This window comes from Bradyrhizobium sp. WSM3983 (assembly GCF_000473045.1).
In the GTDB taxonomy this organism is placed as follows: domain Bacteria; phylum Pseudomonadota; class Alphaproteobacteria; order Rhizobiales; family Xanthobacteraceae; genus Bradyrhizobium.
Window position 1 is genome coordinate 182,562 of record NZ_AXAY01000003.1, and the last position, 11,626, is coordinate 194,187.

Here is an 11,626-nt window from a genome sequence, read left to right on the forward strand (position 1 = left end):
CAGCCGCCGTCATGGCCGGGCTTGTCCGGCCATGACGATCTTTTTCAATAGCCTCAACAAAAACCGCGAAAACAACCCCATGCACAGTACAAATCATTGGGGAATTTGGCGGGGCGTGACATGCGATATTTCCGAAATTTAGTTTGACACGTCGGGCAAAACAGGAGCAGGATGTCATCATGGCACCAATCGCGTGTCCTGGGCAGCGCTGAGCTCAAAGCCGGCGACGCCCGGCTCCGTCGTTCGAGCCGCTCGCCTCGCGCGTCCTCCCGGGTTCGACGCACGGCCTGATGCCGGCATCCGCCTATTGTAGGAGGGCGGGCTAAAAAGCAGGTACGGCCCCCCGCGACAGGCGCACCACACTGTCGTCGCACCACGTCTGCCGTTCTGCTATAATGTCACTATGACGATCGGGATTTCCGGACCCGAACGGAAGGCACCAGGGCGAAGCGCTGTGGTGGGATTCATCATCGCGGCCATCGTCCTCGCAATCGGCCTGATCCTGCTCGCTCTCGTCGGCGACATCCTGGTCGACTGGATGTGGTTGACCTCGATCGGCTACAAGCAGATCTTCTGGACCACGATCGGCGCGAAAGCCGCAGTCTTCCTCGTTGTTTTCGCGGCGACCGCCGCCGTCCTGTGGACAAACGCGCGCCTGGCACTTGGCCTGGCCGGGCGCCGAAGCCGGTTGCCTGCGGCCATCGACCCGAGGCTTGCGGCCGCTGCGGCGCCGCCCGATCCGTTGGAATTCCTGCGCGAGCGGCTGCCGTGGCGCATTGTGATCGCCGCGAGTAGCGGCCTCTTCGCTCTGTTCGTCGCCTGGGGCGAAGTCGGCAACTGGAGCACTCTTCTCCGCTTCATCTATCAGGTGCCCTACGGCACCAACGATCCCTTGTACGACAAGGATATCGGCTTCTACTTCTTTTCCCTGCCCGCCTTTGTGGCCGTCAAGAATTGGGCATTGCTGATGCTCGTCATGGGCGCACTGTTCGCCGGATCTATCTACTGGGTGCACGGCGACATCGAAGACCGAGCCCAGCGAATATCGCCAGCTGCGATCTCGCACGGTTCGGCGCTTCTCGGCCTTTTCTTTGGCGTGAAGGCGTGGTCCTACAGTCTCGACCGCTATCTCCTGCTGTACGGCGACAACGGCGTGGTGGTCGGTGCAGGCTTCACCGACGTCAATGTGGAACTGCCGGTCCTGTGGCTGCTGATCGCACTCTCGATCGTCGCCGCTTTGGCGGCATGCGCGAACCTGTGGGTGCGTAGCTACCGCCTTCCCACCGCGGCGATCGTGCTGCTGTTCGGCGGCGCCTTGCTGCTGTCGGGCATCATCCCCGCGGCATTTCAGCGCTTCTACGTCGGGCCGAACGAGCTGGAGTGGGAGCGGCCCTACATCGAACGCAACATTGCCCTGACCCGCGAGGCCTACAATCTCAATCGGATCGCACCGAAGCCTTTCCCTGCGGAACAGGACCTGAGCTTCAGGGCACTCGAGGCCAACAAGGCCACGATTGACAATATAAGACTGTGGGATTGGCAACCATTGGCCGACACCTACGCGCAATTGCAGGAGATTCGTACTTACTACAAAGTGCGCGACCTCGATGTCGATCGCTACTGGTTTGGTGACACCTACCAGAGCGTGATGATCTCGGCGCGCGAGCTGAATTCCGCGCTGCTGCCGCCCAATGCGCAGACCTGGGTCAACCGCCACATCCTGTTCACCCACGGCAATGGTGCGGTGATGAGCCCGGTCACCCAGAAGAGCGGTGAAGGGCTTCCGCTTCTCTATCTGCACGATATTCCTCCGATTGCACACGGAGGTCCCGCTATTCGCGAGCCGCGCATCTATTACGGACAGGAGACCAACGACTACGTCATCGTCAAGGGAACCGTTCCGGAGTTCGACTATCCAAAGGGGAAGGACAACGCCTACGCAGCCTACGATGGCTCCGGTGGTATCCCGCTGTCGGGGATGGTGCGGAGACTGATCTTCTCCCACCATTTCAACGACGTAAACCTGCTGCTTTCAGACTACATCGGCGACGATAGCCGGATCATGATCCGGCGCAACATCAAGCATCGGGTCGGCACCATCGCCCCGTTCCTCACCCTCGATCGCGATCCCTATTTGATCGTCAGCGAGGGCCGGATGTTCTGGATGCAGGACGCCTACACGACGAGCGAATATTTTCCCTACGCGCAGCCTGCGCCCGGCCACAACCTCAACTACATCAGAAATTCGGTGAAGGTCGTGATCGACGCCTACAACGGCACCGTCGACTTTTACCTGTTGGACCCGGCCGACCCGATCGCCGCGACCTATCAGCGTATCTTCCCCGCCCTGTTCAAGCCGTTCGCGGTCATGCCGCCCGATCTGCAAAAGCACATTCGCTATCCAGAAGACCTCTTCCTCATCCAGGCGCAGCTTTTCCAGACCTACCACATGGAAGCAGCCGATGTTTTCTATAACCGCGAGGACCTCTGGCAATTTCCGCGTCAGCCGGCCGGTGACGGCGTCTCTTCGATGGACGGCATTACCACGATGGTCCCTTACTACATCATCATGCGGCTGCCCGGAGAGGCGCAAGCCCAGTTCTTCATCATGATCCCGATGGTGCCGAGCCGTCGCGACAACATGATCGCATGGCTGGCAGCGCGCTGCGACGAGCCCGGTTATGGCAAGCTGGTCGTGTACGAATTTCCCAAGGAGAAGCTGGTCTACGGACCGTTCCAGATCGAGGCGCGAATTCATCAGAACACAGAGATCTCCCAACAGATATCGCTGTGGAACCAGATGGGGTCGCGGGTGATCCGGGGAAATCTGCTCGTGATCCCGATCGAGAATTCGATTCTCTACGTGTCGCCGCTGTATTTGCGGGCCGAGCAAGGACATTTGCCGGAGCTCAAGCGGGTGATTGCCGCCTATGGCGAGCACGTCGTCATGAAGGAAACACTTGCCGAGGCCCTGTCCGCACTCTTCGTGGACGACGGACCCGCGCCGGCGCCGGGTGCGACCGCGGAATCGCCCGGCGAAGGGTCCGCGGCAAGGCGCGCGCAGGAGGCGCTCGATCATTACAATCACGCCATGGAGCGGTTGAAATTCGGCGATTGGACAGCCTTCGGCAAAGAGATCGGCGTGATGCGCGGTATTTTGGAAGATATCCGCCGGCAACCGGATAGCCGCTGAGGTGGAAACGCTATTTTCGCAGGCGGCCGAATATGCCGGCCTCAACGTCAAGCTCATCCTCGGCGCCGTCATGGTGATCTCGGCAGTCTGCTCCGGCATCGGCGGCATGCTCGGTGTCGCCCATTTCGGCAGCGCGCAGCAGAACGAGTTCGACACCTACCTGCTCAACTCCATCGCCACCGTCGTGGTCGGCGGCGCCAGCCTGTTCGGCGGCCGCGGCGCCACAACCCTCCGCTGTCAAGCGCCACGGGACACCCATCAATAGAGATGTTGGGGATATCCGCCGCCGCTGAGGCGGCAGCTCTCCTCAAAACGTTCACCACAACCAGACCCGTCATTCTGAGGTGCGAGGCGTGGGACGCATGCATCTTATGCGGTGCCTCGAAGGATGCACGCCCCCGCTGCTGCAGCCGGGCCGTCGCCCTTCGAGGGCCGCTGAAGAAGCGGCCACCTCAAGGTGACGGGGATAGAGCGACGCTTGCTGAAACAATCTCCTCACTCCGCCAGCACCTCACCGCGTGCCCATCGGGTCGCGTCTCCAGCGACGGCCCCGGCTCGCGTCGGCACACATCCTCCGCGTAGCGACATCTTGGGCTGAAGGCGCAGCCGTTTGGGGGATTGAGCGGGTTGGGAAGATCGCCGCCGGTCGTAGCTAACGGCGCATGGCGCAGCGGATCGGGGATGGCGGCAATCAGGGCTTGCGTATAGGGGTGCGCCGGCCGCTCGAAGATTTCGCGCCAGTCGCCATTCTCGACGATGCGGCCGAGATACATGACGGCGACCCGGTCGCTCATGTGTTCGACGACGCCGAGGTCGTGGCTGATCATGATGTAGGAGAGACCGAGCGTGTCCTTCAATTCCAGCAGCAGATTGATGATTTGGGCGCGGATCGAGACGTCGAGCGCCGAGACGGGTTCGTCGCAGATGACGATTTTGGGATTGAGGATCAGCGCGCGCGCAATGCCGATGCGCTGGCGCTGGCCGCCGGAGAATTCATGCGGGTAGCGGTCGGCCTGCTCGGGCCGCAGGCCCACATGCCGCAGCATGGTCGCAACGCGGTCCTCGATCTCGCTTTTTGCGGTCACGCCGTGCACACGCAGGGGATCTTCCAGCGTGCGGCGAACGGTCTGGCGCGGATTGAGCGAGGCGTAGGGATCCTGGAAGACGATCTGGACAATGCGGGCCAGTGACTTCCGGTCGCCGGCTGGCCTGCCCGTCACGACCTGCCCGTCCAGCACGATGCGGCCACGCGTCGGCGTCAGCAGACCAAGGATCGACAAGGCGACCGTCGACTTGCCCGAGCCGGACTCGCCGACGAGGCCGAGGCATTCGCCGCGCTTCAGCCTGAGATCGACACCATCGACGGCGCGGAGCAGCCGCCGGTTACGGCCCAGCAGGCCACCGCCGAGCGGAAAATGAACCGCGAGATCCTCGACGTTGAGAATGAGATCGTCGTCCGCCCTTCCCTCGCCCGATCTGTTTTTGGGTTCATGCATGGTGGTGACACCTCACCAGGCCGCCGGCCTCCAGAAAATCCGCCGTCGGAACGACAGTCCTGCAAATGTCGGTCGCCTTCGCGCAGCGCGGATTGAACCGGCAGCCATCCGGGAAATTCGTGATGGCCGGGACGACGCCCGCGATCTCCTGGAGCCTGCTCCGGCCAAGTGCAGCGCGACTGCCCAGCCGCGGCAGCGAGCCAACCAGGCCTTGGGTATAGGGATGCGAGGGCGCGCGGAAAATATCAGCCGAGCCACGCTCCTCGACGATGCGGCCGGCATACATGACGGCGACGCGGCGGCAGACATTGGCGACCAGGCCGAGATCGTGGCTGATCATCAGGATCGCCGTGCCGCGTTCGGCGCATAGATTGCGCATCAGCTCGATGATTTCGGCCTGCACGGTCACGTCGAGCGCGGTGGTCGGCTCGTCGGCGATCAGGAGATCCGGACCGCATGCGAGCGCAATGGCGATCATCACGCGTTGGCGCATGCCGCCGGAGAGCTGGTGCGGGTAGTCGTTCACGCGCCGCTCGGGTGCCGGGACGCGGACACTCGCCAGCGCCTCGACCGCAAGTTGATCGGCCTCCCGCCAGCTCTTGCCCTTGTGCAGCACGAACATCTCGGCGATCTGCCGTCCGACCGGCGAGACCGGGTTCAGCGCTGTCATCGGCTCCTGGAAGATCATGGCGATGCGATTGCCGCGCAGCTCCCGCTGCCTGGCGGCTGAAAGGTGCTGGATCTCCTGCCCCTCGAACCGGATGACGCCGCCGCCGATCGACAGTGGCTGCCGCAGCAGGCCGATCAGAGCGAGCGCCGTGATGCTCTTGCCACAGCCGGATTCGCCGACCAGGCCGAACGTCTCGCCGCGATCGATGCGGAATGAAATACCCTCAGCCGCCGCCACGCGCCGCGATCCGTCGTCGAGATCGATACGCAAATCCTCGACTTCGATCAGCGGCGCGCCCGTCATGTCCGCCGGCTCCGCGACTGGGGGTCGAGAATGTCACGCAGACCATCGCCGAGCAGATTGAGGCCGAGCACCGTGAGAAAGATGGCGAGGCCCGGAAAGACCGAGAGCCAGGGCGCCGTCGTGATCTGGTCGCGGGCGTCCGACAGCATGCTGCCCCAGCTCGGAAACGGCGGGCGGACGCCGAGGCCAAGGAACGACAATGCGGCCTCAGACAGGACCGCACTGCCCATGCCCAAGGTGCCGATGACGACGATCGGCCCCAGCATGTTCGGCAAGAGCTGCGTGATCATGATGCGCAAATCGCCGTAGCCGAGCACGGTGGCGGCCTGCACGTAGCCCTGGCTCCTCAGCGACAGCGCCGAGGCGCGCGCGATCCGGCAGGTGAAGGACCAGTTGGTCAGCCCGAGCGCGATCAGCAGGCTGGTCAGGCCCGGTCCAAGCACCGCCATGATGGCCAGCGCGAAGATCAGCGAGGGGATCGCGAGCATGACATTGGTCAGGGCGTTGACGACATCGTCCCACCAGCCGCCCCAATAGCCGGCGCTCAGGCCCAGCGCCACGCCGATGACGCTGTTGACGAGCTGCGAGACGATGCCGACCGTCAGCGAGACACGCGCGCCGTAAACGACGCGGGAATAGATGTCGCGGCCCTGGTCGTCGGTGCCGAACCACCAGGTCCAGCTCGGAGGTTCCTCCGCGTTCAGCAAATTGGCGTCCAGGACGGGATCGGTGTGCGCAAGCCAGGGCGCGAGCAGCCCGACCAGGATCGCGAGCGCGAACAACGCGCCGCCGATAACGAGATTGGTGCGAAGCTTCATGCGTATCTGATCCTCGGATCGATCACGCCGTAGAGCACGTCGATCAGCAAGTTGATCGCGAGAAAGGCCAGCACCACCACCAGAATGGAGCCCTGGACGGCCGGAATGTCGCGCTGCAGGACGCTGTCCACGAGCAGCGAGCCGATGCCCGGCCAGGAAAACAGCTTTTCGACGACGACCGCCTGCCCCATCAGCCCACCGAACTGCAGGCCGACGGTGGTGAGGATGATGACGAGCGCGTTGCGCATCACGTGCCACTTCACCACCCGTGTCTCGCTCATGCCCTTGGAGCGCGCGGTGCGGACGAAATCGGCCGTCATGATCTCGAGCACCGCAGCTCGCGTCGTCCGGGCAAACAGCGCCATCGGCGAGACGCCGAGCGTCACGGCCGGCAGCAGCAGATATTTCAGGCCGCCATCGCCATAGCCGAAACTCGGCAGCCAGCCCAGCTTCAGTGCGAACAGATACATCAGCACCAGTCCAAGCCAGAATTTGGCAATGGAGAGGCCCGACACCGCGACGACCATTGCCGCGCTGTCGACCAGACCGCCCGGCCGCAATGCCGCGATGAAGCCGAGCGGCACTCCGAGCAGAACCGAAAATGCCATGGCCGTGAAGATCAGCTGCAGCGTCGGCCACGCGCGCTTGGCGATCATGCTCGTCACCGGCTCGCGGGTCCGGAACGACGTGCCGAAATCACCGGTGGCGAGTTTGGCGATATAGGCGCCGAAACGCACATAGACGGGATCGTCGAGGCCAAGCTGCTTCTTCATGCGCAACTCGACCTGAGGATCGGCGTCGTCGCTCATGGACGAGACGATGCTGCCGGGAACGACGCTGAACAGCACGAAGACTAGCAGCACGACAGCGAGCACGGTCGGAATGGTTTGCAGGAGGCGACGGACGAGGAAGGAGAGCATCGGCACTTTCTTCGCTCCCTCCATCGTTCATCGCGATGGAGGGCGCACGAGAACGCGTGTCACTTCGCGGGCGAGGTCTCGTCGACCCAGACGTCCTCGACGTTCTGATGGGTCAGTTCCGTCGCGTTCAGCTGAACTCCGTGGAGCCAGGGCTGCACGGCCATGACCGCCTTGTTGTAATTGAAGAACCAGACCGGCGCCTCGTCGTAGAGCAGCGCATTGGCCTTTTGCAGCAGCTGGGTGCGCTTGGCGGTGTCGTCGGCCTGCCCGGCGTCATCGATGATCTTGTCGAACTCGGCGTTTTTGTAGTTCATGTAGTTGCAGGCCGATTGTGGCGTCGACGAATGGAAGCATTTCAGCGCGGCCAGGGGGTCCGGACCGGTCTGCTGGGAATAGATGAAGGCCTGGTAGTCACCGGAGCGAACCACCTCGGACAGCACCGCGGCCTCGACCTGCTTGACCTTCGCCTTGATGCCGACCTTGTCCAGCATCGGAATCACGGCCGAGACGATCGGCAAGCCCCAGCTCTCGTTCTGGCTCGTGGTCCATTCGAATTCGAAGCCGGAGGCGTAGCCAGCGTCAGCAAGCAGCTGCTTGGCCTTGGCGGGATCGTAGGGGTACGGCTTCATCGCCTTGTCGTAGGCCGGCGAGGTCAGCGGCAGCCAGCTGGTGGCGCGATAGGCCTTGCCCTTGACCAGCTTGTTGATGATCAGGTCGGTGTCGATCGCATAGTTGATCGCCTGCCGGACGCGCTTGTCGGCGAACGGCTTGAATGCGGGATTCATCCCCATGTAACGCGTGAAGACCTCGGCGACCTCGGCGATGGTACCCTTGAGGTTAGGATCGGCCTGATAGGCGACATATTGCGCCGGCCCGAGCACGGAGGTGTCGATCTCCTTGTTGCGGAACGCGACATCGCGGGCCGCAGCCTCGGCCATGACCGACACGATGACCCTGTCGGCGTACGGCTTGCCGGGCTTGTAGAACCGGTCCCACCGCTCCAGCACGATGCGCGATCCCGGCACGTGCTCGACGAATTTGAATGGTCCGAGACCGATCGGATGCTGGATGAAGCTCTCCTTGGCGGCCTCGTCGGCGGGATAGATCGAGGTCAGCGCGGTGAAGAAGTAGAAGCCCGGATCGACCTTCTCGGTCAGCTTCATCTCGATCGTGAAGTCGTCGATCTTCTTCAGGCCGGAGATCTCCTTGGCCTGGCCCTTCTCAACCGCCGCCGCGCCCTCGATGATGCGGACATAGCGCGCACCCGGATAGGCCTTGGTGCCGTCCATGATGCGGTTGTAGGACCAGATGACATCGTCGGCCGTCATCTTGCGGCCGTTGTGGAAATAGGCGTCGTCGCGAAGCTTGAAGGTTTGAACGAGACCGCCGCCCGAGACGATGACCTCCTTCGCAAGTTCCGGAACCGGCTTTCCTTCCGCGGAGTCCCAGATGTAGAGCGAGCGATGCAGGGCCTTGGCGTAGATCTCGTCCTGGGCCCGCTGGGTGGTGTGAATGTCCAGGCTGGTGAAACTCGAACCGTAAGGCGCGGTCATGCGGATGGTTCCGCCCTTGCGCGGTGTCTGGGCCTCCACTGATCCGGCGAGCGCCAGTCCCACCCCCGCGACAATCGCAATCATCCTGAACATCATGTGTCCCCCAAACGCAGGTATTTCGATCAGGGATTTGATCATTCGTCACCCGTCGAACGCAAGCTTCGTTTTGATGGCGGACGATGCCAGTTCCGGGCCTCGGGTGCCAGGTTGCGCCCGCCCAGCGCTGTAAGCCGCCGATTGACGCGGTGCGTCATCGCGCGACCACGCTCAGCCGGATAGCTCGGGCTGCCAGTCCCGCAATTTTCGCGCGGCGCCGGTGACTTCGGCGATCGTCCGAAACGCCACCGCCTCCACCATCATTGCGCGCGCGAGCCGCACGGCGCGGGCTTCGCTGATGGCGCGCTTCTGCGGGTCCTCGATCAGCTCGAAGTCGATGTTGTGGGCGAGGCCGAAGACCCGGCGGATGGTCTTGGCGGCGGCGAAGCCGACGGTGTCGGTGAACAGCCGCTGCATGTAGGCCTGCCGTTCGGTCTCCAGGCGCGCAGCGCCCTTCTCGCCGGCGAAGAGCGAGGCTGGATAGGCATCGCCGCTGGCTTCGGACCGCCAGAGATCGAGGAATTTGCCGACGAACCCGCTCCAGACCTGCTCGACCGTCTCCAGCACCCAGCCCTCGAATTCGCGCCGCTCGCCGGGCGCGCGCTCGTGGCCGGCGGAGGCGAAATAGGCCATCAGGAGATTGGCCAGCACCGCGCCGACGTCAAAACCCATCGGGCCATAGAATGCGAATTCGGGATCGATCACCCGCGTCTCGCTCTCCGTCACCATGATCGAGCCGGTATGGAGATCGCCGTGGAGCAGTCCTTCCGGGCTCGCCATGAATTTCAGCTTCAGCCGGGAGATCGCGACATGCAGCTCCATGTCGTCGCGCATGGACGCAGCCAGGCCGTCGAGACAGGGCGCGGTCCAGCGGTTCTGCTCGGCGATGCGGTAGGGATCGGTGAAGATCAGGTCCTCGGTGATCTTGCACAGCGCGTGGTTGCCGGCGAAGGCGGCGATGGCCTCCTTCTTCTCCGCAGCCCTGAGCGCGAGATCGGAAGTGAAGAACAGCGTCCGCGCCATGAAACTGGTGATGTCGTCGACAAAGCGCGGATATTGCGTGCCTGCGACCAGGCCCTTGCGCATGATGATATGGGGCTCGAGCAGCTCCATCACGGTGAGCGCCAGCGTTTCGTTGTGGTGCAGCAAGGCCGGCACGAGGCCGGGCGCGAGCTGGGCCTGCCGGGACAGCGCGAGATATTCGTAATGGGCCCGTGACAGCGGCAGCGGCCAGCTCTCGCCGACGAGGCGGACGTAAGGCAGCGCCTGCTTCACGGCGATGCCGCCGTGCGCGCCCTTCACGATGAAGACGAGATTGAGATTGCCGTCGCCGACCTCGGTGATCGCCCAGGCCGCCGGCGCGCCGCCGAGCAGGGTCGCGATGTCAGGCAGGCCTGCGAGATAATCCCGCAAGGCCGCTTCCTGCAAAATCCGGTAATCCTCCTGCCCCTGCGCCATGACGATCCCATCCCATGCTTGGCATGGCCGGATCGTTACTCCCGCTCCAGGAAGCTCGAGCCGATCTCGGCCTTTCTTTTGATGGGATCGTAATCGCAATAGATGCTGTCCGCCACCAGCGTGTAGCTGGCGCTGACCGTGTATTTATCCAGCTTGACCGAGTTCAGCCCGATCACAGAGGTGCTTTTACCGCCGTTCCATTTGAACGGTGTCGAGGTCTTGGCCTGCTCGCAGGCCATCACGGCCTCGTTGAAGACGTAGCCTTCGACGAACGCCTTCAGCGTTCGCACCTGCACCGCCATCTTCCACTCGACATAGCCGATGGCCCCAAGGCCGGCGACGATCAGCACCAGAAGCGCGACGACGATCCTCTGAAAAGTCATTTGCTCCCCCAAAAAACGACGCCAGCCGGAAAATCTGGCAAAAACCTAGAACGGCATTCCCATCAGTTTCGACAGCCGCTCGATCGAGAGATAGCCGGCCTGGTAGGCGAGCATGCCGAGGCCATAGATGATGGCCGAGATGATCGTAGTCCAGACCAACTTGCGCTTCATGCCGGTCAGGATCGGTGCGCCGGGGTCGGTGCCGGGCGCGCCGACGCCGTCCTCGTGCTGGCTGCGCACGCCGAACGGCAGCGTCAGGAACAACGCGATCCACCAGATCACGAAGTAGATTGCGAGCCCGGTCGATATCTGAGCGGCCATGATCCCGGCCCTACGCCTGCTCGATTTCGACCAGCGCGCCCGAAAAATCCTTTGGATGCAGGAACAGGACCGGCTTGCCGTGGGCGCCGATCTTCGGCACGCCGTCGCCGAGGACGCGGGCGCCCTCCTTCACCAAGGTGTCGCGCGAGGCGATGATGTCGACGACCTCGTAGCAGATATGGTGGATGCCGCCGTCGGCATTGCGCTCAAGGAACTTTGCGATCGGCGAGGTCTCGCCGAGCGGCTCGATGAACTCGATCTTGGTGTTGGGCAGCGTCGCGAACACAGTGGTGACGCCATGCTCGGGCAGCGCGACGGCTTCCGAAATCTGCGCCCCGAACGCTGCGCCGTAGATCTTTGCAGCCTTGATCGCGTCCTTTGTGGCGATCGCCACATGGTTGAGCCGGCCCAGCAT

The 11,626-nt window shown here is 63.2% G+C and carries 10 protein-coding genes and 1 pseudogene; 2 read left to right on the forward strand and 9 right to left on the reverse strand.

The features are described from left to right. The first annotated feature begins 403 nt into the window (after nucleotides 1-403). Both YUA_RS0105990 and YUA_RS0105995 read left to right on the forward strand, forming a co-directional pair. A complete protein-coding gene (locus YUA_RS0105990) occupies nucleotides 404-3,193 on the forward strand; it encodes a UPF0182 family protein (RefSeq protein ID WP_084292165.1) in 2,790 nt (929 codons plus the stop codon). A gap of 19 nt (nucleotides 3,194-3,212) precedes the next feature. Further along, nucleotides 3,213-3,413, forward strand: a pseudogene (locus YUA_RS0105995) (ABC transporter permease); the annotation flags it as partial. Nucleotides 3,414-3,645: 232 nt separating this feature from the next. Here YUA_RS0105995 and YUA_RS0106000 read toward each other — a convergent pair. The 9 genes from YUA_RS0106000 to mce all read right to left on the reverse strand — a co-directional run bounded on the left by YUA_RS0106000 (nucleotide 3,646) and on the right by mce (nucleotide 11,626). Beyond that, nucleotides 3,646-4,689 (reverse strand): ABC transporter ATP-binding protein, encoded by a 1,044-nt coding sequence (locus YUA_RS0106000; RefSeq protein WP_027529864.1) that lies wholly within the window; start codon nucleotides 4,687-4,689, stop codon nucleotides 3,646-3,648. Further along, nucleotides 4,682-5,662, reverse strand: coding sequence for an ABC transporter ATP-binding protein (locus tag YUA_RS0106005; RefSeq protein ID WP_027529865.1), 981 nt, complete (start codon nucleotides 5,660-5,662; stop codon nucleotides 4,682-4,684). Before YUA_RS0106005 ends, YUA_RS0106000 begins: the two co-directional genes overlap by 8 nt. Beyond that, nucleotides 5,659-6,480 carry an ABC transporter permease gene (locus tag YUA_RS0106010; RefSeq protein WP_027529866.1) on the reverse strand — a complete coding sequence of 274 codons (822 nt, stop codon included), beginning with the start codon at nucleotides 6,478-6,480 and terminating at the stop codon, nucleotides 5,659-5,661. Before YUA_RS0106010 ends, YUA_RS0106005 begins: the two co-directional genes overlap by 4 nt. Next, on the reverse strand, nucleotides 6,477-7,400 hold the full coding sequence (locus YUA_RS0106015; protein WP_027529867.1) for an ABC transporter permease: 924 nt from the start codon (nucleotides 7,398-7,400) through the stop codon (nucleotides 6,477-6,479). The genes YUA_RS0106010 and YUA_RS0106015 overlap by 4 nt, the downstream gene beginning before the upstream one ends. 59 nt (nucleotides 7,401-7,459) lie before the next feature. Next, nucleotides 7,460-9,049 carry an ABC transporter substrate-binding protein gene (locus YUA_RS0106020; RefSeq protein WP_027529868.1) on the reverse strand — a complete coding sequence of 530 codons (1,590 nt, stop codon included), beginning with the start codon at nucleotides 9,047-9,049 and terminating at the stop codon, nucleotides 7,460-7,462. 171 nt (nucleotides 9,050-9,220) lie between these two features. Beyond that, nucleotides 9,221-10,507 (reverse strand): S-methyl-5-thioribose kinase, encoded by a 1,287-nt coding sequence (gene mtnK / locus YUA_RS0106025; protein WP_027529869.1) that lies wholly within the window; start codon nucleotides 10,505-10,507, stop codon nucleotides 9,221-9,223. A gap of 35 nt (nucleotides 10,508-10,542) precedes the next feature. Then, nucleotides 10,543-10,890: a hypothetical protein gene (locus YUA_RS0106030; RefSeq protein WP_027529870.1), complete on the reverse strand. Its 348-nt coding sequence runs from the start codon at nucleotides 10,888-10,890 to the stop codon at nucleotides 10,543-10,545. A gap of 45 nt (nucleotides 10,891-10,935) precedes the next feature. Next, a complete protein-coding gene (locus YUA_RS0106035; RefSeq protein ID WP_027529871.1) occupies nucleotides 10,936-11,211 on the reverse strand; it encodes a DUF1467 family protein in 276 nt (91 codons plus the stop codon). 10 nt (nucleotides 11,212-11,221) lie between these two features. Further along, nucleotides 11,222-11,626, reverse strand: coding sequence for a methylmalonyl-CoA epimerase (gene mce, locus YUA_RS0106040; protein ID WP_027529872.1), 405 nt, complete (start codon nucleotides 11,624-11,626; stop codon nucleotides 11,222-11,224).

Bases quoted from the DNA above. Each gene is read 5' to 3' on its own strand.
- YUA_RS0106035 (WP_027529871.1), bottom strand. From the start codon at position 11,211: ATGGCCGCTCAGATATCGACCGGGCTCGCAATCTACTTCGTGATCTGG.
- YUA_RS0106015 (WP_027529867.1), bottom strand. From the start codon at position 7,400: ATGCTCTCCTTCCTCGTCCGTCGCCTCCTGCAAACCATTCCGACCGTG.
- YUA_RS0106020 (WP_027529868.1), bottom strand. From the start codon at position 9,049: ATGATGTTCAGGATGATTGCGATTGTCGCGGGGGTGGGACTGGCGCTC.
- YUA_RS0106010 (WP_027529866.1), bottom strand. From the start codon at position 6,480: ATGAAGCTTCGCACCAATCTCGTTATCGGCGGCGCGTTGTTCGCGCTC.
- mtnK (WP_027529869.1), bottom strand. From the start codon at position 10,507: ATGGCGCAGGGGCAGGAGGATTACCGGATTTTGCAGGAAGCGGCCTTG.
- YUA_RS0106005 (WP_027529865.1), bottom strand. From the start codon at position 5,662: ATGACGGGCGCGCCGCTGATCGAAGTCGAGGATTTGCGTATCGATCTC.
- YUA_RS0105990 (WP_084292165.1), top strand. From the start codon at position 404: ATGACGATCGGGATTTCCGGACCCGAACGGAAGGCACCAGGGCGAAGC.
- YUA_RS0106000 (WP_027529864.1), bottom strand. From the start codon at position 4,689: ATGCATGAACCCAAAAACAGATCGGGCGAGGGAAGGGCGGACGACGAT.
- YUA_RS0106030 (WP_027529870.1), bottom strand. From the start codon at position 10,890: ATGACTTTTCAGAGGATCGTCGTCGCGCTTCTGGTGCTGATCGTCGCC.
- mce (WP_027529872.1), bottom strand. From the start codon at position 11,626: ATGCTGGGCCGGCTCAACCATGTGGCGATCGCCACAAAGGACGCGATC.